Origin of the sequence: Halomonas sp. N3-2A (genome assembly GCF_002216165.1) — a bacterium.
GTDB lineage: Bacteria > Pseudomonadota > Gammaproteobacteria > Pseudomonadales > Halomonadaceae > Vreelandella.
Genome location: NZ_CP022286.1, coordinates 1113394 through 1137378 on the forward strand (window position 1 = coordinate 1113394; position 23985 = coordinate 1137378).

The 23985-nt window shown below is 49.8% G+C and carries 27 protein-coding genes; 17 read left to right on the forward strand and 10 right to left on the reverse strand.

The window, feature by feature from the left end:
* The first annotated feature begins 17 nt into the window (after positions 1-17).
* The 3 genes from nqrF (at position 18) to sthA (ending at position 3200) form a co-directional block, all read left to right on the forward strand.
* Positions 18-1250 carry an NADH:ubiquinone reductase (Na(+)-transporting) subunit F gene (gene nqrF, locus CEK60_RS05155; RefSeq protein WP_089038117.1) on the forward strand — a complete coding sequence of 411 codons (1233 nt, stop codon included), beginning with the start codon at positions 18-20 and terminating at the stop codon, positions 1248-1250.
* Between the two features lie 203 nt (positions 1251-1453).
* On the forward strand, positions 1454-1708 hold the full coding sequence (gene nqrM, locus CEK60_RS05160) for a (Na+)-NQR maturation NqrM (protein WP_009723507.1): 255 nt from the start codon (positions 1454-1456) through the stop codon (positions 1706-1708).
* Between the two features lie 100 nt (positions 1709-1808).
* Positions 1809-3200, forward strand: a complete 1392-nt coding sequence (gene sthA, locus CEK60_RS05165; protein WP_089038118.1) for a Si-specific NAD(P)(+) transhydrogenase — start codon at positions 1809-1811, stop codon at positions 3198-3200.
* Positions 3201-3242: 42 nt separating this feature from the next.
* Here the strand turns inward: sthA and CEK60_RS05170 are convergent, their stop codons facing one another.
* From CEK60_RS05170 to leuS, 5 genes are all read right to left on the reverse strand, one after another.
* Positions 3243-4184, reverse strand: a complete 942-nt coding sequence (locus tag CEK60_RS05170) for a PA2778 family cysteine peptidase (RefSeq protein ID WP_446718651.1) — start codon at positions 4182-4184, stop codon at positions 3243-3245.
* Between the two features lie 10 nt (positions 4185-4194).
* Entirely contained in the window at positions 4195-4623 is a 429-nt protein-coding gene (locus CEK60_RS05175; protein ID WP_089038119.1) for a PA2779 family protein, read from the reverse strand.
* Between the two features lie 100 nt (positions 4624-4723).
* Positions 4724-5791 carry a DNA polymerase III subunit delta gene (holA, locus tag CEK60_RS05180; protein ID WP_089038120.1) on the reverse strand — a complete coding sequence of 356 codons (1068 nt, stop codon included), beginning with the start codon at positions 5789-5791 and terminating at the stop codon, positions 4724-4726.
* Positions 5788-6300, reverse strand: coding sequence for an LPS-assembly lipoprotein LptE (locus CEK60_RS05185; protein ID WP_089038121.1), 513 nt, complete (start codon positions 6298-6300; stop codon positions 5788-5790). Before CEK60_RS05185 ends, holA begins: the two co-directional genes overlap by 4 nt.
* Positions 6297-8882 carry a leucine--tRNA ligase gene (leuS, locus tag CEK60_RS05190; RefSeq protein ID WP_089038122.1) on the reverse strand — a complete coding sequence of 862 codons (2586 nt, stop codon included), beginning with the start codon at positions 8880-8882 and terminating at the stop codon, positions 6297-6299. Before leuS ends, CEK60_RS05185 begins: the two co-directional genes overlap by 4 nt.
* A 163-nt stretch (positions 8883-9045) precedes the next feature.
* Here leuS and CEK60_RS05195 point away from each other — a divergent pair, with 163 nt between their 5' ends.
* A complete protein-coding gene (locus tag CEK60_RS05195) occupies positions 9046-9564 on the forward strand; it encodes a zinc ribbon-containing protein (protein WP_089038123.1) in 519 nt (172 codons plus the stop codon).
* Positions 9565-9584: 20 nt separating this feature from the next.
* On the opposite strand, the gene CEK60_RS22365 is transcribed toward CEK60_RS05195, so the two are convergent.
* Positions 9585-10898, reverse strand: coding sequence for a hypothetical protein (locus CEK60_RS22365; RefSeq protein WP_089038124.1), 1314 nt, complete (start codon positions 10896-10898; stop codon positions 9585-9587).
* 537 nt (positions 10899-11435) lie between these two features.
* Between CEK60_RS22365 and CEK60_RS05205 the strand changes: the two genes are divergently transcribed.
* From CEK60_RS05205 to CEK60_RS05230, 6 genes are all read left to right on the forward strand, one after another.
* Positions 11436-11918: a GNAT family N-acetyltransferase gene (locus CEK60_RS05205; protein ID WP_089040859.1), complete on the forward strand. Its 483-nt coding sequence runs from the start codon at positions 11436-11438 to the stop codon at positions 11916-11918.
* 351 nt (positions 11919-12269) lie between these two features.
* Positions 12270-12797, forward strand: a complete 528-nt coding sequence (locus CEK60_RS05210) for a GNAT family N-acetyltransferase (RefSeq protein ID WP_198361467.1) — start codon at positions 12270-12272, stop codon at positions 12795-12797.
* Between the two features lie 366 nt (positions 12798-13163).
* Positions 13164-13622, forward strand: coding sequence for a GNAT family N-acetyltransferase (locus tag CEK60_RS05215; RefSeq protein ID WP_089038126.1), 459 nt, complete (start codon positions 13164-13166; stop codon positions 13620-13622).
* 336 nt (positions 13623-13958) lie between these two features.
* Positions 13959-14273: a YdeI/OmpD-associated family protein gene (locus tag CEK60_RS05220; protein WP_089038127.1), complete on the forward strand. Its 315-nt coding sequence runs from the start codon at positions 13959-13961 to the stop codon at positions 14271-14273.
* Positions 14274-14418: 145 nt separating this feature from the next.
* Complete coding sequence (locus CEK60_RS05225) at positions 14419-14784, forward strand: cupin domain-containing protein (protein ID WP_089038128.1); 366 nt, start codon at positions 14419-14421, stop codon at positions 14782-14784.
* 224 nt (positions 14785-15008) lie between these two features.
* Positions 15009-15782 carry a class I SAM-dependent methyltransferase gene (locus CEK60_RS05230; RefSeq protein ID WP_089038129.1) on the forward strand — a complete coding sequence of 258 codons (774 nt, stop codon included), beginning with the start codon at positions 15009-15011 and terminating at the stop codon, positions 15780-15782.
* A gap of 204 nt (positions 15783-15986) precedes the next feature.
* Here the strand turns inward: CEK60_RS05230 and CEK60_RS05235 are convergent, their stop codons facing one another.
* Both CEK60_RS05235 and CEK60_RS05240 read right to left on the reverse strand, forming a co-directional pair.
* Positions 15987-16529 carry a carbapenem self-resistance protein CarG family protein gene (locus CEK60_RS05235; protein ID WP_089038130.1) on the reverse strand — a complete coding sequence of 181 codons (543 nt, stop codon included), beginning with the start codon at positions 16527-16529 and terminating at the stop codon, positions 15987-15989.
* Entirely contained in the window at positions 16522-17343 is an 822-nt protein-coding gene (locus tag CEK60_RS05240; protein WP_089038131.1) for an SUMF1/EgtB/PvdO family nonheme iron enzyme, read from the reverse strand. The genes CEK60_RS05235 and CEK60_RS05240 overlap by 8 nt, the downstream gene beginning before the upstream one ends.
* Before the next feature lie 409 nt (positions 17344-17752).
* Between CEK60_RS05240 and CEK60_RS05245 the strand changes: the two genes are divergently transcribed.
* Together CEK60_RS05245 and CEK60_RS05250 are read left to right on the forward strand one after the other, a co-directional pair.
* The gene (locus tag CEK60_RS05245) at positions 17753-18475 is read left to right on the forward strand and encodes a DUF4336 domain-containing protein (protein WP_089038132.1); all 723 of its coding nucleotides are present in this window, start codon (positions 17753-17755) and stop codon (positions 18473-18475) included.
* An 89-nt stretch (positions 18476-18564) separates the two neighbouring features.
* Entirely contained in the window at positions 18565-19020 is a 456-nt protein-coding gene (locus CEK60_RS05250) for a GNAT family N-acetyltransferase (RefSeq protein WP_089038133.1), read from the forward strand.
* Between the two features lie 173 nt (positions 19021-19193).
* On the opposite strand, the gene CEK60_RS05255 is transcribed toward CEK60_RS05250, so the two are convergent.
* Positions 19194-19397 (reverse strand): hypothetical protein, encoded by a 204-nt coding sequence (locus CEK60_RS05255; protein ID WP_198361468.1) that lies wholly within the window; start codon positions 19395-19397, stop codon positions 19194-19196.
* A gap of 148 nt (positions 19398-19545) precedes the next feature.
* Here CEK60_RS05255 and CEK60_RS05260 point away from each other — a divergent pair, with 148 nt between their 5' ends.
* Together CEK60_RS05260 and CEK60_RS05265 are read left to right on the forward strand one after the other, a co-directional pair.
* Positions 19546-20025, forward strand: coding sequence for a RidA family protein (locus tag CEK60_RS05260; RefSeq protein ID WP_089038134.1), 480 nt, complete (start codon positions 19546-19548; stop codon positions 20023-20025).
* Between the two features lie 91 nt (positions 20026-20116).
* A complete protein-coding gene (locus CEK60_RS05265; RefSeq protein WP_089038135.1) occupies positions 20117-20581 on the forward strand; it encodes a GNAT family N-acetyltransferase in 465 nt (154 codons plus the stop codon).
* Between the two features lie 106 nt (positions 20582-20687).
* On the opposite strand, the gene CEK60_RS05270 is transcribed toward CEK60_RS05265, so the two are convergent.
* Positions 20688-21848: an MFS transporter gene (locus CEK60_RS05270; protein ID WP_089038136.1), complete on the reverse strand. Its 1161-nt coding sequence runs from the start codon at positions 21846-21848 to the stop codon at positions 20688-20690.
* 57 nt (positions 21849-21905) lie between these two features.
* Between CEK60_RS05270 and CEK60_RS05275 the strand changes: the two genes are divergently transcribed.
* The 3 genes from CEK60_RS05275 (at position 21906) to CEK60_RS05285 (ending at position 23960) form a co-directional block, all read left to right on the forward strand.
* Positions 21906-22412 (forward strand): Lrp/AsnC family transcriptional regulator, encoded by a 507-nt coding sequence (locus CEK60_RS05275; RefSeq protein ID WP_089038137.1) that lies wholly within the window; start codon positions 21906-21908, stop codon positions 22410-22412.
* A 287-nt stretch (positions 22413-22699) separates the two neighbouring features.
* Positions 22700-23254 (forward strand): cysteine hydrolase family protein, encoded by a 555-nt coding sequence (locus CEK60_RS05280; protein ID WP_089038138.1) that lies wholly within the window; start codon positions 22700-22702, stop codon positions 23252-23254.
* Positions 23255-23342: 88 nt separating this feature from the next.
* Positions 23343-23960, forward strand: a complete 618-nt coding sequence (locus CEK60_RS05285; protein WP_232471476.1) for a LysE family translocator — start codon at positions 23343-23345, stop codon at positions 23958-23960.
* Positions 23961-23985: the final 25 nt, after the last annotated feature.

A 23985-nucleotide genomic window follows, 5' to 3' on the forward strand; every position in this document is an offset into this window, starting at 1 on the left:
AGCAATAGGAAACCGACATGGTTGATACATCTGTCATCTTGCTCGGTGTTGTCATGTTCACGATCATCGTTATTAGCTTAACGGCGATCATTCTGGCAGCGCGCAGCAAGCTAGTGAGTAGCGGGGACGTGACGATTGAAGTCAACGGCGACCCCGAGCACACCCTGCAGACTCAGGCTGGTGGTAAGCTTCTTAACACCTTAGCTGCAAACGGAATCTTTCTTTCCTCTGCCTGTGGTGGCGGCGGTTCTTGCGCTCAGTGTAAGTGCCGAGTAGAAGAGGGAGGCGGCTCTATTTTGCCGACGGAAGAGTCTCACTTCACTATGCGTGAGAAGAAAGAAGGCTGGCGTCTGTCTTGTCAGGTTCCTGTGAAGCAGGACATGAAAGTAGAAGTGCCTGAAGAAGTCTTCGGCGTTAAGAAGTGGGAGTGTGAAGTTACCGCGAACCCCAACGTCGCGACCTTTATTAAAGAGTTGAACCTGAAGCTGCCCGAAGGTGAGGAAGTTGCCTTCCGCGCCGGTGGTTATGTACAGCTGGTAGCGCCGCCTTACGATATTAAGTTCGCCGATTTTGACATCGAAGAAGAGTATCGTGGCGATTGGGAAAAATTTGATATGTTCAAAGTTTCCCATAAGAATAACGAGGAAGTTATCCGCGCTTACTCTATGGCTAACTACCCGGATGAAAAAGGCCTCCTCAAGTTCAATATTCGTATCGCGACGCCGCCTCCGGGTACAAGCCACCCGCCGGGCCTTATGTCGACCTACGTCTTCAATTTGAAGCCGGGCGACAAAGTGACCGTTATGGGGCCGTTTGGCGAGTTCTTTGCCAAAGACACTGATGCGGAAATGATCTTTGTTGGTGGTGGTGCGGGTATGGCGCCAATGCGTAGCCACATTTTCGATCAGCTCAAACGCTTGAAGTCAGATCGTAAAATTACTTTCTGGTACGGTGCGCGCTCTTGGCGTGAGACCTTCTACAATGAAGAGTATGATCAGCTAGCCGAAGAGTTCCCGAACTTTGAGTGGCACTTGGCGCTTTCCGATCCGCAGCCAGAAGATAATTGGGAAGGGCCGACAGGCTTCATCCACAACGTATTGTACGAAAACTATCTGAAGGACCACCCAGCTCCGGAAGATTGTGAGTACTACATGTGTGGGCCGCCCATGATGAACGCGTCTGTTATCAAGCTATTGCTCGATATGGGCGTGGAGCCGGAAAACATCCTGCTGGATGACTTCGGCGGTTAACAACGTGATTGTGTAAGTTGCCTTCGGGCATGAGCGGGGCTGGCCTTTTGGTCAGCCCCGTTTGTATGTGAATGGTTGAAAAACGATGAGTTGCCTGATCATTTTGAAGTGGCTGAGGTACAATAGGCATTAAAATTCTACGGCACTTAACGACATGACCGTTGTCAGCAGGTGAGCAGTTAATGCAATGCTGGGAGGTGAACATGACAATCTGGCTACTGGTATTTGGTTTTATGGCACTGGTAATGACGGCAATGGCCGTTGGCGTCTTAATGGGCCGCAAACCTATTGCGGGTTCCTGTGGTGGATTAAATCAGTTAGGCCTAAAAGAAGGCTGTGACATCTGCGGCGGTAAAGATGAGGTTTGCGAAGAAGAAAACCGCAAGCGTGGAAGTGTACGTCGGCGTAGCGATGAAAGCCGTGGAGCTGACCTAGGTTATGACGCAACGCGTCGTTAATCTAGCCATTGGCTGCTCAGACGTTCGCTTACCGCGAGCGTTTATGTAAATGCCATCGTTGAGAGCGCTTTTAAGTCAGGAATAAGGAGATCCAAGTCGTATGGCCGTTCACAATTACGATGTTGTGGTGATAGGTACTGGTCCCGCTGGGGAAAGCGCTGCTATTAACGCCGCAAAGCATGGTAAGCGAGTGGCGATTATTGAAAAGCAGGCCCAGGTGGGGGGCAACTGCACCCACTGGGGCACGATCCCTTCGAAAGCGCTGCGCCATCAGGTCAAACAGATCATGGCGTTCAATACCAACCGCATGTTCCGCGATATCGGTGAACCCCGCTGGTTTTCTTTTCCTAAAGTGATGGAGCGCTCGCGTGGCACCATCGATAAACAGGTCGAAATGCGCACGACGTTTTACGCGCGTAACCGCATTGATCTGTTTCATGGTGTGGCGCGTTTTAAAGATGAGCATACCGTGGTGGTGCGAGATCGACAGGAAGGCGTGGAAGAGCTGGTAGCCAAGAAAATTGTTATTTCTACCGGCTCTCGGCCTTATCGTCCGGCGGATATTAACTTTCGACATCCACGTATTTACTGCTCTGATACGATCCTCAGCCTTTCCCATACCCCGCGGACACTGGTGATCTTTGGGGCAGGTGTTATCGGTTGCGAGTACGCCTCTATCTTTTCGGGCCTTGGCGTTAAGGTTGATTTAATCAACAATCGCGATAGCCTGCTGTCATTTTTGGATGATGAAATCAGTGATGCGCTTTCCTACCATCTGCGTAAACACGGTGTGCTGATTCGCCATAACGAAGACTATAAAAGTGTCGAAGGTGATGAAGCTGGCGTAACCGTAAATCTGAAGTCGGGCAAGAAAATCCGCGCCGATGCGTTTCTTTGGGCGAATGGTCGTACCGGTAATACCGATAGCCTTGGACTTGAGAACATTGGCTTAGAGGCAAACGGCCGAGGCCAGCTTAGCGTTGATGAGCACTACCGCACCGCGATTTCGCATATTTACGCTGCAGGCGATGTGATTGGTTGGCCGAGTCTCGCCAGTGCTGCCTACGACCAGGGATTAAACTCCTGTAACGAGCTACTGGAAAAAGAGTATCGCTTTGTTAGTGATGTCCCCACCGGGATCTACACTATTCCTGAAATCAGCTCTTTCGGCCCCAACGAGCGTGAGCTGACCGAAGCCAAAGTGCCCTACGAAGTGGGTAAGGCCTTCTTTAAAGATACTGCTCGTGCGCAAATCACCGGCGATACGGTGGGAATGCTGAAGATTTTGTTCCACCAAGACACGCTGGAGATTCTGGGTATCCATTGCTTTGGTGACCAGGCGTCGGAAATTTTGCACATCGGCCAGGCCATTATGCAGCAGGAAGGGGATGCGAATACGGTGAAGTACTTCATCAATACGACCTTCAATTACCCCACCATGGCCGAAGCGTACCGGGTGGCGGCGCAAAATGGCTTAAACCGAGTGTTTTAAAATGTTTTAAGTAGGGGGGGGCTATGCCCCCATACTCACGCCTCACAAACCATCCAGCAGTTGCTGCGCGCGTGGCTGCCAGTCACCGTCTAAGGTGGCAGCCTGAGTGAGTGCTTCCCGCGCACCCTCCCTATTTTCCTGCTGAAGCCTGAGTATGGCGACATTGAGCCATGCAGCGCCCATGGCAGGGTCAAGCTGTGTGGCTGATTCGAAGGCTTCTAGCGCTGCTTGAGGTTGTTGATCGGCGTATAGCGCATTGCCAAGTGCAAATTGACCTAGCGGATTGGCAGGGAAGCGTTTTACAAAGGCTTGCCAGCTGGAAAGTGTTGCTACAGGCCCATGCTGCTCCTCGTAAGCGCTAATGGCTTCCAGTGCATTGCGGGCGGTAACGCCTTCGGGCAGGCTGCCTGGTTCGCTAACCACAAATCCCCAGCGCTCACTGCGTGCCCAGGTAGCATCAAAGCGGCTAAACGACATCGTATGTCGTTCGATTTCGCCACTACGTAAAATCAGCGTTTCATTAGGTAAATCAAAACCAATGGCTACCGCGTAGTGCCACATCGGGAAAGCTGGCAAGGCGAGGTTTTGCATCACCACTACAGGGTCACCTGCTTCCAAATGGCCAAGCAATGCATCCATGGTGCCACGAACGGGAATTGCCAACTGTTTATAGCGGCGCACAGTGGCTAGCATTTCAGGTTGGACGCTACCTTCTCGCCCAGGCAGAAATACCTGTGGGATTAACTGCTCAAGCCCTGCATCTACCCCCTGGTGATTGAGCGCCATTGCCAGTGTTGCTGGGCCACACTGATACGCCGTCTGGGCGTAAAACGGTACTTCGGTCAGCTCAGTTTGCGGTGCTAGGCTAGCTTTAGTGCTTTCTAACAGCACCGGGCTTCTGGCGCAGCCGCTAAGCAGAGTGGGCAGCAGCAGGGCAAGCAGTAAAACGCCCGCAAAGCGGGCGTTTAAAAGGTGTTTCATCATGGCAGTCAAATCAGCGAGTGAACGGATAAACATCGGTCAGGCCGAGAATGTCTGTCACCAGTAGGATAACGAATACCGCAAACAGGGCGCCAATCACGCCGGCGCCGGCGGGCAGCTGTTCGAGTTGTTCGGCCATTTGCTGCGCTTCTGCATCGCTTAGTGCGGCAACGCGGGCTTCAACGTCATCTAGATCGACACCCTGCTTGAGCAGCTCTTCTTGCACATCTGCACGGGCGAGAATTTCATTGATACGCTCGCGGTCAGCACCTGCGCGGTCGCCTGCTAAAACAGATTGGGTAGAGACTAAGTTTGTAGAGGCTAAGTCTGTAGAGGTAGCGTCCATACTCTGCGGGGCTGTGGGCGCAGCGGCAACAGGTAGGCTGGTAATGACTAACGCAGCGATCAGCAAGCTTGAGAGATAAGCACGCACTTTTTTCATTGTCTTCATCCTTAGACGTATCGGGGAGCAAGGTAATTTGTAACCTGAATCAATAGTATAGAAATAAACCGTACTGGATTTAAGGCGAAAACGAAAAGTGCTAATTATTTGCACTAATGCGGTAGGTCCAAGGGGATTCAGCTAACAGCCCTTTACCGCCCGCCATGGTCATGGCTAGGTCATGAAGCCCTGGCCATAAGGGCACCGCAGAAGCCCCTTTCACAGCAAGATCTAACCGTTGGGCCATCAGCAGGAGTTTGTGTAAACGTTTCATTGATAGGCGACTGATCGCTTTTTGGTAAGCGGGGCGGCGTTTATCAAAAATCATTGGTTTCTGAGTTTTACACGCGTGCTCAAAGCTTTGTCCCTGATCCAAATGCTGGTGCAGCGAAAGCAGGGTGCGTAGCTCGCGACTGAGTGCCCAAAGCACGATGGGAGCTTCAACCCCTTCACTGCGCAGCCCGTTAACGATACGCGAGGTCCGGCTTGGCTCTCCTTTTAAACAGGCATCCGCAAGGTTAAACACATCAAAGCGGGTGCTGTCTTCCACGCCTTGGGCAATGCTTTCAACATTAAGGCGAGTGTTAGGTGGATGAATCAGTGCGAGTTTTTGCAGCTCTTGATCAGCGGCCAACAGATTACCTTCGGTGCGCTCACCCAATAAACGAGCCGCTTCTAGGTCAATTTGCAAACCATGCAGCGATGCGCGATCCCGCAGCCAGTAGCCTAATCGCGAAGCATCAACGGGCCATACAGGTACAAATAAACCGTGTTTATCGAGTGCTTTAAACCAAGCGCTTTTTTGTTGCTTGGCGTCTAGCTTGCCCATGCTAATCAGCAGCAAGTCGTCACTGCCATCCATCAATTCCGCATACTGTGCCAGTGCTTTACTGCCATCTTGGCCAAGTTTGTGTGTCCCCAACCGCAGTTCCAGAAGCTTATTAGAGGCGAATAAAGAGAGGTTGCTGGCGGTTTCCAGCAGTCGGCCCCAGGCAAAGTTAGGCTCTACATCAAGCACTTCCCGCTCTTCAACACCCGCTTGCCGCGCGGCTGAGCGCACGGCATCGCAGGCATCACGATGTTGCAGTGGCTCATCACCGGCAACAATCACCACCTTAGGCAATTTTTTTGCTAAGGCCGCGGGAAGCTGATCCGAAAATACCTTCACTGAATGGCCTCAAGGTTCGCCAGTCTTTCGACAATGCGCTCAGCCAGTTGTCGCGTTAGCGTTTGTTCCGCTTCTTGAAAGAGGGTTTCGCGATTGAGCAGATCATCATCGCTGACCCGAATGCGTGTATCGGTCGTTATCGTTGCATTATTAAGCACATAAGCATTGTCCTCTCGCTGCTGCACGGAGAGAGACGTGCTTAGCGTTAGCTCATGTTCTTGGCTGGCACGTCCTTCGCTGCCAATACGGCGTTGGCGAAGCGTTGGTGAGCCCAGCGTGACCCGCCAGGGGGCGCCATCAGAAACCTCGCTGCTTTGCTGCAGTAACCGGATGCGTAGCTGTTGGGCCAAGGCACTTTTGTCGTCGCCCTCTAGTGACAGGGCCGGCAGGCGCGGCATTGAATCTAAACCGCGCAAGCGAAACCCGCAGCCGCTGAGCAACACCGCCGCTGAGGCGGCGATGCTGGTAGCGAGGAAACGACGGCGTGTAACGTGTTGGGATGGTTTCATCCACTCACCACAATGTTAACCAGCTTGCCGGGTACAACGATGACTTTACGAACCGTTTTACCTTCCAGATGGCGCTGGACGTTTTCGTTCTCCATCGCCAGTTGCTCGATGGCGGCTTTATCTGCGCTGGCCGGGGCTTCTAGGCGCGCGCGCAGTTTTCCGTTCACTTGCACGACGAGTTCGATACTGTCGCGGGTGAGCGCGGCTTCATCCACCTTCGGCCACTGAGCTTCAATGGCGGGCTGGTCATAGCCTAATTGTTGCCACAGCGTGTGGCACAGGTGCGGTGTAATGGGTGCTAGCAGCAGCACACATGCCTCAAGCGCTTCGCGACTGACCGCTAAGCCGAGCTCGGACGTGTCGTCGAACTTGGCCACTGCGTTAGAGAGTTCCATGACTGCGGCAATGGCGGTATTGAAGGTGGTGCGGCGGCCAATGTCATCACTAGCTTTCTTGATTGTCTCGTGGGTCTTACGACGCAGCGCTTTTTGGTCGTCGTTTAACGCATCAACCGTCAATTCGCCCGGTGTACCAGCAGCAAGGTGCTCGGTCACCTGACGCCAAATCCGTTTCAAGAAGCGGTGCGCACCTTCAACGCCTGAATCCGACCACTCCAGCGACTGCTCGGGCGGTGCGGCAAACATCATAAACAGACGGACAGTATCGGCACCAAACTTGTCGATCATCGACTGAGGATCAACACCGTTGTTTTTCGATTTAGACATCTTCTCGATGCCGCCCATCTCTACCGGCAGGCCGTCGCTGATCAGAACAGCGCTTAACGGACGACCTTTCTCATCGCGTTTTACTTCTACATCAGCGGGATTGAACCACTCCTTACCACCGTTATCTTTAAAGCGGTAGAAGGTTTCCGCGATGACCATGCCCTGAGTGAGCAGTTGCTGGAACGGCTCATCGGAATCCAGCATGCCGAAATCGCGCAGCAGCTTATGGAAGAAACGGGCGTAGAGCAGATGCAGAATCGCGTGTTCGATACCGCCGATATACAGGTCAACGGGCAGCCAGTAATTGGCGCGCTCGTCTAGCATGGCTTCGTGGTTATCCGCGCAGCAGAAGCGGGCAAAGTACCAGGACGATTCCATAAAGGTATCGAAGGTGTCGGTTTCGCGCACCCAACCATCGCCCAGTTCAGAAAACTCGGGCATTCTCTTCAGCGGCGAACCGGAAGCATCCACGGTGACTTCCATGGGTAGCGCTACCGGTAGTTCATCATCGGAGAGCGGCACGGTTTGGCCTTCCGGGCCGTATTTCACAGGAATTGGCGCACCCCAATAACGCTGGCGAGCAATACCCCAGTCACGCAGACGGTAATTGGTTTTTACTTCACCACGGCCAAGCTCAGTAAGCTTTGCGGCAATCGCATCAAACGCCGCCTGGAATTCCAGGCCATCAAATTCGCCTGAGTTAATTAGCGTGCCGTGCTCAACATAAGCACCTTCGGAAATATCCGGCTGGTTGCCGTTGGCATCGGCCACCACAGGCTTCAGCTCTACACCGTACTTGGTCGCAAATTCCCAGTCGCGCTGGTCGTGGGCGGGTACCGCCATCACCGCACCGGTACCAAACTCCATTAATACAAAGTTGGCCACAAACACCGGCACTTCATCACCGGTGAGCGGGTGAATCGCTTTGTGCCCAGTGAGCATGCCCAGTTTTTCTTTGGTAGCCATTTCGGCTTCCGACGTGCCACCTTTGGCGCACTCGTCACAAAACGCTGCCAGTTCGCTGTTTTGCGCGGCAGCCTGCTTAGCCAGCGGGTGACCAGCGGCGACGGCCACGTAGGTGACACCCAACAGCGTATCCGGGCGGGTGGTATACACCGCCAGCGGCTCGCAGGCGCTGCCGTCTTCCGCCTGAATATCAAAGGTCATCTCAACGCCGCGGGATTTACCAATCCAGTTGCGCTGCATGGTTTTGACCTGTTCGGGCCACTCGACATTATCAAGATCTGCCAGCAGTTCATCGGCGTAGTCGGTAATTTTCAAGAACCACAGCGGGATCTCTTTACGCTCTACCGGTGCCCCAGAACGCCAGCCGCAGCCGTCAATTACCTGCTCGTTAGCCAGTACCGTTTGGTCAACTGGGTCCCAGTTCACCGTGGACATTTTCTTATAGACCAAGCCTTTTTCGACCAGCTTGGTAAAGAACCACTGCTCCCAGCGGTAATAACTGGTATCGCAGGTAGCGAATTCGCGGCTCCAGTCGTAGGCAAAGCCAAGTGCCTTCAACTGGTTACGCATGTAATCAATGTTTTGATAGGTCCACTTCGCGGGCGGCACCTGGTTTTGAATCGCGGCATTTTCCGCAGGCATACCGAACGCATCCCAGCCCATGGGCTGCATGACATTTTTACCCTGCATGCGCTGGAAACGGGACACAACGTCGCCGATAGTATAGTTACGCACGTGACCCATATGCAGCTTGCCGCTGGGGTAGGGGAACATGGATAGGCAGTAGAACTTTTCGCGGTTAGCGTCTTCTACTGCTTTGAAGCACTGGTGTTTATCCCAGTACTGCTGAGCGTCACGTTCAATCTCACGGGGGCTGTAATGTGCGTCCATCGGTGTTTTCAATGCCTTGGGGTAATTCGCCCAAAAAGGGCGCAAAGTGAATAATGGATGACGGCTGTCAGATAAGTAACGTCGATTGTATCCTATGCAGGTGTATCCTTGAACGGTTAGCCGATGATAGGCCGCACCTTGGGTCGACAAAAGGAGAGGTACCATGGAACAACATAACGATCACCGTTTGCGCGAAGGCTACGAGCGCCTGCTAGAACGTATGCAGGACGGGGCTAACGATCTTACCTGGGATAATCTACAAAAGGATTTGGACGACGCCGTTGCCTTTGAAGCGGAGCTGGAAGAGTACACCAAAGATGAGTTAGCCCTGCTGCGTGCCTGGGTAGAACGTGACCTGAAAGATATGCGCTACTACATGGCGGATACCGGTAAACAGGTTGCTAGCTGGTTGGGCATCGATATCGACAACCTTTCACGGCGGGTAGCGGAATCGCTGCTTTCAATCGCCGACCGCAGCGTGGTGGAGCGCGAACGCTTCGAAGATGACTTGGAAGCTGCTCGTGCCGACTACTGCGAGGGTGAAGTTGCCGCACCGGGCCTGATGGCGTGCGTACACTGCGATGCCCAGGTGATGCTAGAAAGCGTCTCGCGCCTGGAACCATGCCACCAGTGTGGCCACCGCTATTTCTACCGCTTTCCCAGTAAAATCGTCGAAACCTAAGCGGCTAGCGCACTCATCACTTAATTGACCCAGATGCTCAGGCCTGCGATCGCGCCCAGCGAGAGCAGGCTCATCATGGCGGCATACAGTAAATTGTTTTTCATCATGCGGTAGCCGCTAATTCCGTAGCGCCCCTGCAGCGAAAGGTTAATGCCAGATAACGGCCCAACGCTGGTGCCTACCGCCCAGGCGCTCAGGGCAACAAAGGCAAACAGCGTTTGCTCACCACTTGCTAAATTCAAAATAGATGCCAGCACGGAAACGCCAATGATCGGGTGTAATCCCACCAGCGCACTCAGCGTAATCGCCGCAAAGCTCACCATGGCTTGCCACATGCCAAAGGTAGCAAATAGCGTCCATTCGTCACCTGCTGCGGCCGCTACCAGGGTAGAAAGCCCCAGCGTTAACAAGCCCGCCGCTAAAAACAGCGAAATTTCCCCGCGCATGGCGGGTAGCCTTGTGGTGGTGTGTTGGCGAATGCGCCGCAGGGTAAAGCGGGTGCCTTCCCGTAGGTTGCTCAGCACCGCTACCACTGGCAGTAAAAAGGTAATAATACTGACAATGGTGAGCGACGGCGTCAGCCAAAAATGAAACAGCATCACCAGTGCTGCCATGCTCGCCGGCATTAACAGGCTGCGTGGTGAAAGTGAAAAGCCGTCGATCTCGGTTAAATCAAACCGACGCCTCAACTCTAGGGTGGTTAATAGCCCCGATAGCATCGCCAACGGAAACCCAATCAGCGCAATCTGGCCGTACTGAACGTCGGGCGCTAAGGCAATCACCACCGCCATAGAGGCAAAGAAGGGCGACCACAATGCCGCACTTGAAAGCCCACGATTTAAGGCCAACAGCTGGGGCATGGTTAACGGAGAGCGCCTAGCTAAGCGGTCGCCCACCATAAAAATCGTCGAAAGATTCAGAATAGTGCCGAGAAAGTGCACCCCTAGCCACGTGCGCAGCACGCCATCTGCACCGGTCACTCGTTTACCCGGCGGGCGCTTATTACCCTGGGTGCCAATCAACGAAATAAAGCTAACGCCCACCAGCATCGTGGCCACAAACACATTGCCCTGAAGCATGGCAGGCCAATTGACATTGGCACCATAAATCACCTGCGCCACCACTAGCATCAGCACTCCAAGGGTAATCAATACCCCCGCCTGAATGCGCGAACGACGCGGAATATCCCGCCACAGCAGCGCCACCGCTATCCACAGCACATAGCTCACCGCCTGCGCCGTCGGTATCACACCGATAAAACCAATAATTTGAGCGAACAGCCCAAGCAGAATCAAAACACCCGCCACCCGCTGCCGCATCGTTGTCTCTTGCATCTCAATCCCTTGCTGGTTGAGTTAGCAGGCTAATAGGCTTTTCAACAATTGGCTAGCAGAAGGCGCGGGAAACTTCGCATAAACGTAACAATAAGTGCATTCATGTAGTGCGGTGCGTGCTGCTGCCCATAGGCCTCGAATTATTGTGGGAGGGCGCTTCAGCGCGCGATGATAATGCCGCCAACACTAGCCGTGCCGTTATAACCAATCAAAGCAACTTGTAGCGCGCGGTAACGAATATCGCGAGGAACGAGTGAATGAGGCTCCCGCGAAAGGACTTTGCCATACCGAAGAAAACTGAGTAATGTCAAAAATAGATAGTTTGCTTAACGTAATATCAGACAAGAAAAACACAGACGGTCGCCAGCGGAGCGTGTTAACGCAGCCCAGTTGTACCGGGGCGGTAGCGTGCCTTTTTTAACTAGCCGAAAGCGCTGCGGTAGCTCTAAGCTGTACCTGAGTGAAGCCATCAAGTGCATATCCTGGGACTAATGAGCTAGAACACGCTGTTATGCCCAACGTATGTTAGGTCAGAGCATGTCAATAGAATCTATCGTGGAAACAACTTGGCCTGAGATATTGAAACTGCAAGCAGAAGTTTACCATTTGGTTGAACCAGAGAGCCTAGAGGTGTTGCAGGATAAGTGGCTGAGGTCGCCAAGTAGCTGTTTTATTTATAGAGATAATGAGCGGCTAGCAGGATATGCATTAGCGCATTCTTGGAACAGTAAGATGCCACCGAAATTGTTCAACAAGCTACCGAAAGGGACAGAAGGATCAATTTTGTTCCTCCACGATTTAGCTGTGTCGAGTAATTCGTTTGGCAAAGGTATTGGTTCAAAAATGATGGCGCATTTAATGAACGTTGCCATCGTTTCAGGCTACAGAGAAATTCGGCTAGTGTCTGTTCAGAACTCAATGCAGTTTTGGCAAAAACAAGGTTTTACACCATTAGAACAAGAAGTGTGTAAAAGTTATGGTGATGGTGCGCAGCTAATGAAGCGAGTACTTTGGGCATAATCAACGGCTTAAGAGGAGTTATTAACGCACGGCGCTTCCAGTCACGTTGCACCGAAGTGGATACGGTTGTTGTATTTGTTAGCAGTGCGTTGCTAGCCCCTTAGGCGGGTGTTTAGACTGCAAAAAAACACCTTTGAGCATGCAATACACTACCTAGTCGAGTACAAGCTGGATCTGTTGGTTTTCTATCCCACGCACGCGCATTTTATAGCAGGCTTTAGGGCGGGAGATGGTGGTGTTTTTTTATCAATAGATTGGAATGCTTTTAGAGAGACAGGGCTTTCAGGATAATGCGCATGCGCACTAATAAACTGTTATATGAAAAAGATACATTGATGTAAGGGGGTTATTTTGACTAACGAAAAGATCATGTTGGAAAAATGTGATGTTAAAAGCCTTGACGAATTAGTTGAAGTTGGAAGGTCGACATATCTTGAAGCGTTTAAATCGTATTGTTCCGATGAAGTGATGAAGACTTATCTGGATCAAGCATTTGAACGAAATAAAATACGTCAAGAAATTATGAATGAAGATAGTGAGTTTTATTTTATTCGAGTAGATGATGAGCTTGCTGGTTACCTTAAGCTAAATGTCAATAGCGCTCAATCTGATTTAAAAAATGAAAATGGACTAGAAATCGAAAGGATCTATGTAAAGGCCCAATATAAATCTAGAGGCTTGGGTAAGATTATGCTCAGTCATGGGGTTAAAAGAGCAAAGGAATTAATTAAAAGCTTTGCTTGGTTAGGTGTTTGGGAGAAAAACTTAGCAGCAATAGATTTTTATAAGAAGAATGGTTTTTACGAATTTGGTTCACATCGCTTTATAATGGGTAATGAAGTGCAAAATGACTTCATCATGAAGAAAGAAATAAATTAACCAGAACCATTGATGAAGTTAGAAACTACATATAGCGCCTATGAGCCTTCTGCCTGTCAATAGGCCACAGTATTTTTATTGGCCGCGTAAGCGGTCAATATCAAGACCCTGAGCAGTGATACTGCTTTATCTGTCATCGTTGGCTGTTGATGGCTTACAGAAAAAATACCGCAAGGGTATTTCCTTCGGTCGCCTATTGAGGCTTCTCCTGTTAGGTTTGGTCGCCTTTTTAGCTTAGCCAAACGGGCTGGGTTGGGGGATCAGGCTCAAGGAATATCAAGTCGTTGGAAATAGATGTTTGCTCCGTAGGCTGTGTCTGCTCTACAAACGCCAATCAACTCAGGCGTTATGGGCAAGGGAGATAAAATGGAATTTATTTACTTAGAAAGCACGGATGAGTTATACAAAGAAGCATTGGATTTACGGTATGACTTATTTTTCCGAGCTCCTGGTCTTCCGCGAGAAATATTGTTTGATGCACTCGAAAGTAGTAGTTTTCATATCGCTGCAATTGAGAATGGTTCGTTGTGCGCATATGGTCGGCTAAGCGAAGCAATCCCACGAATCTTTAAGATATCTCAGATGGTAGTCCGCCCAGACATGCAAGGGCAGGGTTTAGGCACAAGTGTCCTAACGAAACTGACACATGAAGCGCTTGAAAAGGGAGCTGAAGAAATTTATTTAAATGCTAGGCTACATGCCGTATCAATGTATGAAAAGCTGGGCTTTAAGGTTTCAGGTCAATCCTACGTTGCTAAGAGTACGGGAATTTCTCACATTAAGATGGTCAGGCGCGTCAAAGTTGCCCATAACAAAAGCGTTTAAGACGGATTTTCAACGCTTGGTATTTTGGGTTTGAACTGCTTCAAATGTTTACGGCACGATGGTTTTGGTAGGATCGGGAAAAACAGATGAGGAGTGGTCAGCATGCCGCGCTTCAAGGCTTATAACCACGATCAGAATGCCATGGGGGATCAACTACCAAGACCAGCTCCCGTCAAGCATCTTTGAACACGCTATATCTGATCGAGCACAAGCTCGACTTGTCCGTTTTCCATCTCCCAGTACCGTAACGACGCGACCGGACGGCTGGCCTACGATCCGGCCATTCTTATGTATTTCGAACGTTGGCCCGCAAAACCAGAAATTAGGTGATTAAATATGAAGCCAAAACTTTCCGGAGGCCTAGTGCATGAATTGCCCGTTGATTTGGCCGTAGCATTAACTGAAAAAGGCCTCATTAATACTTGGGAAGCCTTATCGGCAATTGGCCGTAATGAGTTTATTTGTTGGGTTGAAGACGCCAAACAAGAGAAAACTAGAGTAAAACGGATAGCTCGAGCTACTGAAGAGCTTCTAAAAGGAAAAAAAAGACCTTGTTGCTGGGTAGGGTGTATACATCGCACTGACAAGAAACCTAGTAAATGGCAACAGGATGTTTTGATAGATAAAAAGAAAAAACCAGTAGCAAAATGAAACTAATGCATAACAAATTGCTCCATTTGATTCAGCGGTCTACGCTCCTTTTTATGCATTCACAATGTTCACTGTTGCACAAAAAATCGCTACAACCGTTGCGTAAATGAGCAAGGCGTTATCGAGAAGGTGGAGGTATACACCAATGCAATCAGACGTAGTTAATTTGTCCGAAAAATTCAGTAAGTTTGCTGAACACTGGTCGCCACGCGTTGTCGCGGAGATGAACGACTATCAGATCAAGCTGGCAAAGTTTCAGGGGGATTTTGTTTGGCATGATCATAAAGATACGGACGAGGTTTTTTTGGTAGTCAAAGGAGCAATGGGCATTGAACTCCGAGATGGTACTGTTCATCTATCAGAAGGAGAGATATATGTTGTTCCCAAGGGTGTGGAGCATCGGCCCTTCGCTGAAGATGAATGCCATGTCCTCCTTATTGAGCCTCAAGGCGTGGTCAATACAGGGGACTCCGGCGGCGAGCTTCGGGCGGAAAATGATGTGTGGATATAGCGATAGGCTATCTTTCGCTAACAATGCTAAGCACGGAGATGTATTTTTCGTTCCGGCTTCATCTCTCTTAAGGTGGACCCTCAAACGTCTGAATTCCAATATTATGACGATTCAGGCAGATAACTCGCTGAGTAAATAAATTAGGATGATAGGCGGTGGAGGCGGCTCGAAATGGGGTTTTCTACCGTCTCGTTAAACGATAAAATATACTGTATAGGCGTGAAATGGATTATTTGAGCATAAATAAAGAGGCGTGGGACAAAAGAACCAAAGTACACGTTGAATCGTCGTTCTACGATATTGAGTCATTCAAAAATGGTAAATGCTCGTTAAACCCAGTAGAGCTGAAACAGGTTGGAAATGTAGAGGGGAAATCTTTATTACATCTACAGTGTCATTTTGGTCAAGATACCCTGTCTTGGGCTCGTTTAGGTGCAGAGGTCACGGGTGTTGATTTGTCTGCTGATGCAATCGAACAGGCAAACTTACTGAAGCAGTCTTTAGGCTTAAAAGCAAATTTTATCGAAAGTGACGTTGTTCAATTTGGTCGTGAAAACACACAGAAATTTGATATCGTATTTACTTCATACGGAGTTTTGTGCTGGCTATCCAATTTGGCGGATTGGGCACAAACAGTCGCTAAATCATTAAAAACTGGTGGCGAATTTCATCTGATTGAGTTTCATGCTTTTTGCGACTTGTTGTCAGGTTACTCGTACTTCTCTCGCGGTGCCCCTGATGTTGAAGAGGAAGGTACTTATACCGAAAACTGCGATGGCACTAAATCAACTGTGGTGACTTGGTCCCATTCAATGAGTGAGGTTATAAGCGCTTTAATTGGTGCAGGGTTAGCTATAGAGTCTTTCTCTGAGCATCCCTATAGCCCTTATAATTGCTTTGATGGTTTAGAGTTGGTGCCAGACTTAGGGTATCAAATGTTATATAAGGGACAACAGGTTCCATTGTTGTACGCAATTAAAGCACGAAAAATCGCCTAACATGCTGCTCGAAAGCTATTATGTGATTTTCTCGGTTTAGTGTGTACCTTGGGCTAGTTCAGGCGAGGCGAAAAAATCCAGCATACAAGAAGTAGAAGAAGACACTGTTTGACGGGCATCATTGATGCTTACGTGAACACGTAAGCATCAACCAAGTAATGCTAAGTGTTGTCTAACCGTTACTCAGGGAAATGATTAGGGCGCTCAGTTATTGCCCCGCTTCAGCGCCTCTGCGTCGATTTCCAGGAAAGCCTGCTCGGAAGACTCATGTTGCCCAGTCGACTCAAAAGTCTTCAATAGTGACCACTCATAAAGTGGGGCGCCGGGGTGTTGGCTGGATTGTTGGATACCGTAAACCTCAAACGTAAAAGGCCCAGGCCCAAACAAATCCCTATTCTCAGTATGCTTTTTGGCGACCACTAGAAAAACGCCATTATCGGACTCGAAAAGGCGGTTGTCCCGAATCGTTATGGCGCCGGAGAAAATACGATGATCTAGCCAAGTGAATGTATCTCGATTGGCTGCTGGTATAATGCTGAGCTCGCCGTTAGGCAAGCGAATGAAGAAGGTCAGCGAATTATTACTATATGACATGTTTCTGTCATATATCGAGGCAATGACATAATCCTCCATACCGTTTCTGTTGAGATCAATACGGTTTACGCCATCGGTTAACTCAAGCTGAGAAAACGCCATGGCATTAGTGCTAAAAAAGTAAACCAGCAGGAAGAATAGGTGCTTACTCATCGACCGCTCTTATTAACCGGAAACCGATATCGGGCATTCCAAACCCCGGAGAATGTACATCACAACCTGATAGCACGTTAGTGACAGCCTGTTGATAGCTGCCACCACAAAAATAATACATGGGGATTCCCTGAGCGTAATGGTTTCTTTCATCAATCCACTCCGCCGCGTTACCGCTCATATCGTAAAGATCCAAAGTATTGGGAAGCTTAGAGCCTACGGGCAACGTACCCGATACGGCGCCATCTTCAGAGGGGAAGTTGGCGACTGTTTCCGGTTGTGGACTGCCTGAATGAGGGTAGCCATAGGAACCGTCTGCAATACCTTCATAGCCCCCTCTAGCCGCGACTTGCCATGCAACCATATCAGGTAAGCGGTACCCCGATGCTTTAGGCTCCCTTCGTATGCCGGAGCTATCATCGATTTCCGGTATGGCTTTAAGCGGCGCCCCCTCGGTGTCTAGGTAGTAGGGAGTCAGCCCTTGGTATTCGCTTAGGGCATTGGCAAATAAAATGGTATCCCACCAGGTGACATTAACGGCAGGGTGCTGGCCGCTACTCTGGTTGTCTGACCGACAGCCGTCAATTGTGGCGCCATCACAGGCGTCGCCCAATGAATAACCATGCTGGAATGCCCAGGACTGCACTTCCTGATAGAGCCGATACGGTACTTCCGTTTTCATTATCAAGAATGACGGGGTAGAAAGATTGGCATTGCCAGCATAATCTTGGTCGCCGAAAACTGTGCCGACGTAAAAGCTTCCACCCTCTACTTTAGCCTCGCCTGGCAAATGAAAACTATTCTGCGCAAACACAGGTGTACAAAAAAGAAAACACAAAATTCCAGCGACATTTTTCAAAATCTAAAGCCTCAGGTCTACTAGCGCTCAATTATATTTTTGGAAAAATACAAGTTTTTCGATTTTTACGTTACGCTCATTGTAGTTAATAATCTGCTTTAAAAGCCATCGCTAATTCATGACGGAAGCAAACCTCCCGTCGCATTGTGGGCTAGTCTTTGGGGAAGCAGAAAACGGTACCTCTGACCAAGGCCTCGCTACTGAGCGGAACAGCGACCGACCTGACATTATCGGTGGCGTTGACAACGACGCAGCCTATGCAGGCGTTCGCACCGTTACCTTCAAAGTAAAATCGGTCAAGGAAAGTAAGTAGCAAGGTGTTACTTATCTTGGTTGAAGCAGTTAAAGATGCAGGAGTAAAGCAGTGGAAACATATAAGCCTATACAGGTTCTTAAACCTGTTGCCAAAGATATTTGGATTGTGGATGGGCCACTCATAAAGTTTAAAGGGGTAAGCTTTCCTACTAGGATGACGATTGTTCGATTATCTTCTGGGGCATTATTTATACATTCTCCGGTCGAGCTTACTCAGCGGTTGAAAGAAGAAGTTGAAAAGCTAGGAGAAGTTAAACATCTTGTGTCTCCCAACAGAATTCACTACTGGTGGATTGGTGAATGGAAAACACTATATCCAAACGCAATATCCTGGGCATCTCCTGGTTCTCGTGACGCCGCGCGAAAAGCTGGTTGGGAATTTGATAAGGATCTTTCAGATGAGCCAGAAATTGAATGGCGAGGGGATATAGAGCAATTGATCGTTAAAGGGAGCAGGATTTTAGAAGAGGTAGTCTTTTACCATAAAGGTTCTAATACGCTTATCCTTGCTGATTTAATCGAGAACTTTGAGGCTCAAATGGAAAAATCACTAATTATTAGGATATTCATGTGGCTTGCCGGTAATTTGGATCCTGACGGCAAGCTTCCAATTGATTTGCGAATGGCATATATAGGGCGCCATAAGCAATTAAAAAAGGCGATTGATAAAATTCTGAAATGGAGTCCTGATAAGGTAATCATTGCCCATGGTCGTTGGTATGAAACGAATGGTGTTGCCGAATTAAAGCGTGCTTTTCGATGGGTAAAATAATCAATAGCCACACATGAAAAGTCAAGGCTGCCGGAGGCTTCGCGTCACAGCTTGAGGCATTAGCAGTCAGCAGTAAAAAGGAACTTTCAATGGATTTAAAGTATCGCTCAGCTAAATCTGAAGATCTGGAGAGTCTTGTAGCTTTGCTTTCAAATGATCTGCTTGGTAGTCAAAGAGAAGACTCAGCCATTACTTTGAATAGCGCATATATTGCTGCGTTCGAAGCGATTACACGAGACCCAAACAACGAATTGCTTGTCGTTGAGCTGGAAAATTCGCTAGTTGGGGTGCTTCAAATTACATTCATCCCTTATCTTACACATCTAGGTAGTTGGAGCTGCCTTATTGAAGGTGTTCGAATTCATAGCGACTATCGTGCTCAAAGCCTCGGTGAGCAAATGTTTGAATATGCTATAAAGTTGGCAAAAGATAAAGGCTGTACAATAGTTCAGTTGACAAGTGACAAGCAGCGCCAAGATGCAATCAGGTTTTATAAAAAACTCGGATTCAAAGCCACACATGAAGGGTTCAAACTTGTGCTGTAGGTCGCCTGCTAATAAAGGTTCTACTTTGGTAAATTTAAAAAACAAAAAGGGCAGGATTTATTTTTCCCTTCGGGCCAGCTAAAGCTGTCTAAATTCTTTCCAGAAGAATTTGTCATATAAAGGGCATGACCGAGAATGAAAGCAATGCCCTGGTCTTCACAGAAATCAGCGACCTAGTACCAGCAGTGCATGCATTCGACGCCGATCACTAGATCATCCAGGTAGGTTTCGATTAGCCGAAGTAGAGGTTCTGGGCTAGCGGGAATCTCTTTATGTAACAGGGTTTCCCTCTGTTGATTAAGGATGTAGGCATACAGGCTACGGGCATGCAGATCAATTCCACAGTAGTGACGATGAGTGCTACTGTAAAAGTTCATTGAGCCTTCTCCTGTCAGGTTTGGTCGCCTTTTCAGCTTAACCAAACGGTCTGAGCTGAGGGCAGTATCAAAGCATTGCAGCGGACAAACTGCTGAATGCGGCGTTAGATGTCACGGAGCCTCAAAAAGCGGACATAGGGAACTTACAATGCAACCAACTGTGGAAGAACGTCTTCGCTCGCTAGGTCTAGAACTACCCTCCGTCACCAAACCAAGGGGCAACTTTCGTCCCTACGTCATCTCGTCGACCACGCTCTATCTGTCTGGTAAGGGTGCTCCTCTGCGCGAAGACGCAGGCACTGTCCCAAAAGTAGGGGCGGAAGTGTCTGTCGAGCAGGGCCGGGTCTATGCTCAAGAGGTCGGACTGTACCTTCTGGCGCTCATCAAAGAGGCGCTTGGAAGCTTTGAGCGGGTGCAGCGTGTCGTCAAGGTTTTTGGCATGGTGAATGCCGACCCAAACTTTACTTCTCACACGGAAGTCATCAACGGCTGTTCTGACCTACTTGTCGCAGTGCTTGGTGAGCGCGGTGAGCATGCCCGTTCCGCCATTGGTGTTGGCTCATTGCCCAAGGGGTTTGCTGTGGAAATTGAGGCCATCGTTGAGTTCTCACCGCACCGTGACGTCTAACCATTCCATGGGGCGGACACCTTCCAGCGTGCTGCGCCCGCTTCCGGTCGTCACTCATATCAAACGTTAGGCGTAACCTAAGGAGCCAAGCTTGAGAATTGATTATCTTGAAGATGTTCCAGAGTTTGTCTCTCTGCTTGCACCTGCAATGGCAGATCACTGGAGAAATATAATCCCAGGAGAAAGCTACGATCGACGGTACGAGAAGCTGGTTTCTCACAAAAATCGAGACCAGTTACCACTCGCATGGGTAGCGCATGAGAATGGCGTTCCGTTGGGTACGAGTGCTTTGAGAGTTTGTGATTTAGAGGGGCGAGAAGACCTAGCACCTTGGCTTGCAGGAATCTTTGTAATGCCGGGTTACAGAGGCCGTGGAGTCGCAGCTAAACTTTGTGAAGTGGCAGAAAGGAAGGCGTGGGAATGGGGAGTTACGAGATTATATTTGCACACTCCAGACCAGCAAGGGCTCTATCGCAAGCTGGGTTGGCGTAGTTTAGAGCTGGCAGATTGGAATGGTGTTCAGACAGAAATTATGATCAAAGATCGTGAAGCCTAACAAGTCGCAGCTATTCACCGTGCCACTCCTCGACCGCGTTCTGTATGGCGGTATCACGGAGGAGTTGCTTTTACGGTTGGGGCTTATGACGGTACTCATTTGGAGGTTATTCGGCCTTCAAACTGAGCAATACGCCAATCACAATGAAGACGGCGGCAAGAGCGGACACCGAGGTAAAGCCTGCGACAGCATAGATTGGGCTCATAACCAGTGGCCCGGCAAAAACCGCTGAATAAGTTACTGCCGTGTTAAGTCCCATCACAGTGCCTCGCGCTTCTGCGGCGTGCTGGTTCAACGAAACGACCAATGCATTCAGCCCCAACTGGTTTAGCGCTCCCCAAATAAAGGCTGCTATAAGCGCGACTAGTCGAATGCCAAGTGCAAAATGCCAGCATGCATAACTTATTGCGATGCTGAACAGTACCAATAAGATATAACGATGTGTGATCTTTGGCGCGACGATCCCAAGCCCAATACCAACCAGACCAAACCCTAGTCCATAAGCCACTACAAATGCTCCGACACCTTCTGCTGAAAGGTGAAAAGCCTGCCGCATACCTTCGCCAAAAAAAGCAAAACTACCGTAAAAGGCGGTCATATAGGTAAACATCACCAAAAGCAGCCGCGTCACGCCCGGCAGCCGTAGTGCCCGCCAAGGAGGTGTACGTAATACAACACCACCGCGAACACCATGCAGACCCGTCACCAGCCCTAGGGCGGTCAGCACCGAAAGCCCGGCTAGCAGCGCATAGACCATTCTCCATCCGATCCTTTCGGCAATGAAGGCTGCCAATGGCACTGTCAATACCAGAGAAAGCGCCCAACCAGTAAGCACAATACCAAGTCTTGACGCTTCACGTCCCTTCGGGGCTGTCGCCACGGCCGTAGCATAGGCACCAGGCAGAAGAACACCGACCGCCATCCCCGCAACCGCCTGCGACAAGCAAAGCCAAATCCAGTTCTGACTTGATCCGCTTGATGCCTGCGCTAACCCCAACAGTAACGCGGCACTGCCCAAGACCCACCCGGCTGGCGCCCTGTCTATCAGCCCTGAAAGAGTCAGGGCCGAAATTGCGGTGGCCGCGCCAAAGGCAGAGATCGACCAAGCGATACGATAGGGTTCCGTTGCCAGCCCCTGGGCTACTTCCGAGAGGATTGGGGTCAGAACAAAGGCATTCGATCCAACAAGGAGAACGCCAGAAAGCAAAGCGATTACCTGGATTAACCTAATGCCGTTCGAAATAGTACCGTTTTTGTAATATGTCATATAGCAGTATCCTAGCTTTTGGTGCGGCTAAAGCAATTGAACTAGGGGATTGTGGCGATGAAAACGAATGGTATACGGCAAGGCACCTCGTATAGGTCAGGTCTTGACCGCATTGACCGAATGTTATTAAGGCTGCTCGCCGAGCGGGCGGATCGGTCTTATGTCGAACTGTCTGAACAAGTCCATCTATCGCCTCCGGCGGTGCATGAACGTGTAAAACGCCTGCGCCGCGAAGGAGTTATTCGGGGGACAGTGGCGAAGCTTGATGGCGAAAAAATCGGTTGCCCACTCTTATCCTTCATTCACGTCACGACCGAGGGCGGAGACATAACGGAATCCATCCTTGCCCTGCGGAAACTGGCCGATGTGGAAGAGATTCACACGGTTACAGGTGATACCTGCCTGATCCTTAAGTTGCGCTGCTCTGGGCCCGCCGGCCTTGAAAAGCTTCTGTCCCAGCTTCAGAAGATCAAGGGAGTACATTCAACCCACAGCTATGTTGTGCTTGGCACCTATCTGGAACGAGGACCGATGCCAGAGCTGCATTTCGAGCGAGATGAATGATGGAAAGGGCGACTCAGCCCAACCGCTGACAACCAGGCGGTAGTGAAACAGCTTGTGCGGCAAGGCCGATCCTGCAATGGTCACCGTTTCTCTAACCCAGGTGAAGCCAGCAATGCCCAGCTCTCCAGGCTTGTGGGCCGGGATAAACATGACCGGTTGGGCGGGTCAGTGTTATCGGAAAGGTCGATGCCACAGTAGTGACTATGAGTATCAAGGCGTTTCACACGGATAAATTACTCGCTACGCTTCTAATTTACTGATGAGCACAGCGTTAGAGATGAAAACTCATGAATAAAGAAACCGTCGCCCTTTTAATTATCGACATGCAGAAGGGCATGAGCAGTCCGGCTGTTGGAGAACGGAACAACCCAGATGCCGAAAGCAATATCAAGTATCTGCAGACTGCATGGAGAAAGAGCGGATTCCCGATCATCCACATTCGACATATCTCTCGAACTCCCGGCTCTCCATTTTGGCCGGGTCAGCCTGGCGCAGAGTTTCAAGAGGCGTTGGCGCCGCTAGCTGGCGAGCACGTAGTGGAGAAAAATGTCCCAGATGCGTTCGTTCATTCAGGGCTCGAAAGATGGTTGCATGTGCGGGGCATACGGCAAGTGGTGATAGTCGGGGTGAGCACCAATAATTCGGTGGAGGCGACTGCGCGCACGGCAGGTAATCTCGGGCTCAAAGTATATGTCGTGGCGGACGGTACATTCACCTTCCCAAAAACGGATTATTCAGGTGTCCTGCGGTCTGCAAGCGAGGTTCATGCTATGTCTCTCGCCAACCTGGATGGAGAGTATGCGTCTATTCTTCGCACTGAACAGGCACTGGATTTGTTCTAACACTGCTAACCACCGCGACGGCTACTAAACGTCTGCGCCTCCATTTCGTAGCCGCGCGTGCTGATCGGCGTTAAGCCCAGGAATTACTATGAGTTTAGTCGAAATATTAGCTCTGTTTACAGTGATGTCAGCTTTAGCGCTAGTTCCCAGCACTAGTGTCGCCTTGGTCGTTGCTCGCGCTTCTTCTGCCGGATTCTCGAACGGCTGTGCCGTGGCGGCGGGAATTGTAGTCGGTGATCTTATCTTTGTATTGCTAGCTGTTTTAGGGATGACTGCGCTGGCAGACGTTGTGGGTAGCTTTTTCTTGATATTGAGGTATTTGGCAGGCGCGTATTTGATCTGGTTTGGTATAAGTCTCATGAGATCGAAAGCTCCATTGCAGGTGGAGTATTCCGGCCGGTCAGCATCGAAATTATCAGCAAGCTTTTTCTCTGGCCTACTCCTCACTCTTGGTGATGTAAAAGCTATATTTTTCTACGCGAGCTTGTTCCCTACTTTTGTTGATTTGGCCACTATCCGGACATTGGATATCGCAGCAATTGCGATGATAACCATAGTCGCCGTGGGTGGTGTCAAATTAGGCTATGCATATTTCGCGGGGGCCGTTGCGTCATTTGTCATTAACCATAGAGCAGAACGAGCAGTTAAAGTGACGGCTGGTGGTTTAATGGTTGGAGCCGGATCGTATCTGATAGCAAAGGCTTAACATCTATGAATCTGATCGTTTGTGC

Bases quoted from the DNA above. Each gene is read 5' to 3' on its own strand.
- CEK60_RS05235 (WP_089038130.1), bottom strand. From the start codon at position 16,529: ATGAGTAAGCACCTATTCTTCCTGCTGGTTTACTTTTTTAGCACTAAT.
- CEK60_RS05215 (WP_089038126.1), top strand. From the start codon at position 13,164: ATGGAATTTATTTACTTAGAAAGCACGGATGAGTTATACAAAGAAGCA.
- CEK60_RS05225 (WP_089038128.1), top strand. From the start codon at position 14,419: ATGCAATCAGACGTAGTTAATTTGTCCGAAAAATTCAGTAAGTTTGCT.
- CEK60_RS05250 (WP_089038133.1), top strand. From the start codon at position 18,565: ATGGATTTAAAGTATCGCTCAGCTAAATCTGAAGATCTGGAGAGTCTT.
- CEK60_RS05260 (WP_089038134.1), top strand. From the start codon at position 19,546: ATGCAACCAACTGTGGAAGAACGTCTTCGCTCGCTAGGTCTAGAACTA.
- CEK60_RS05220 (WP_089038127.1), top strand. From the start codon at position 13,959: ATGAAGCCAAAACTTTCCGGAGGCCTAGTGCATGAATTGCCCGTTGAT.
- CEK60_RS05255 (WP_198361468.1), bottom strand. From the start codon at position 19,397: ATGAACTTTTACAGTAGCACTCATCGTCACTACTGTGGAATTGATCTG.
- leuS (WP_089038122.1), bottom strand. From the start codon at position 8,882: ATGGACGCACATTACAGCCCCCGTGAGATTGAACGTGACGCTCAGCAG.
- CEK60_RS05170 (WP_446718651.1), bottom strand. From the start codon at position 4,184: ATGATGAAACACCTTTTAAACGCCCGCTTTGCGGGCGTTTTACTGCTT.
- CEK60_RS05280 (WP_089038138.1), top strand. From the start codon at position 22,700: ATGAATAAAGAAACCGTCGCCCTTTTAATTATCGACATGCAGAAGGGC.
- CEK60_RS05205 (WP_089040859.1), top strand. From the start codon at position 11,436: ATGTCAATAGAATCTATCGTGGAAACAACTTGGCCTGAGATATTGAAA.
- CEK60_RS05195 (WP_089038123.1), top strand. From the start codon at position 9,046: ATGGAACAACATAACGATCACCGTTTGCGCGAAGGCTACGAGCGCCTG.
- CEK60_RS05275 (WP_089038137.1), top strand. From the start codon at position 21,906: ATGAAAACGAATGGTATACGGCAAGGCACCTCGTATAGGTCAGGTCTT.
- CEK60_RS05270 (WP_089038136.1), bottom strand. From the start codon at position 21,848: ATGACATATTACAAAAACGGTACTATTTCGAACGGCATTAGGTTAATC.
- CEK60_RS05175 (WP_089038119.1), bottom strand. From the start codon at position 4,623: ATGAAAAAAGTGCGTGCTTATCTCTCAAGCTTGCTGATCGCTGCGTTA.
- nqrM (WP_009723507.1), top strand. From the start codon at position 1,454: ATGACAATCTGGCTACTGGTATTTGGTTTTATGGCACTGGTAATGACG.
- CEK60_RS05285 (WP_232471476.1), top strand. From the start codon at position 23,343: ATGAGTTTAGTCGAAATATTAGCTCTGTTTACAGTGATGTCAGCTTTA.
- CEK60_RS22365 (WP_089038124.1), bottom strand. From the start codon at position 10,898: ATGCAAGAGACAACGATGCGGCAGCGGGTGGCGGGTGTTTTGATTCTG.
- sthA (WP_089038118.1), top strand. From the start codon at position 1,809: ATGGCCGTTCACAATTACGATGTTGTGGTGATAGGTACTGGTCCCGCT.
- nqrF (WP_089038117.1), top strand. From the start codon at position 18: ATGGTTGATACATCTGTCATCTTGCTCGGTGTTGTCATGTTCACGATC.
- CEK60_RS05230 (WP_089038129.1), top strand. From the start codon at position 15,009: ATGGATTATTTGAGCATAAATAAAGAGGCGTGGGACAAAAGAACCAAA.
- CEK60_RS05185 (WP_089038121.1), bottom strand. From the start codon at position 6,300: ATGAAACCATCCCAACACGTTACACGCCGTCGTTTCCTCGCTACCAGC.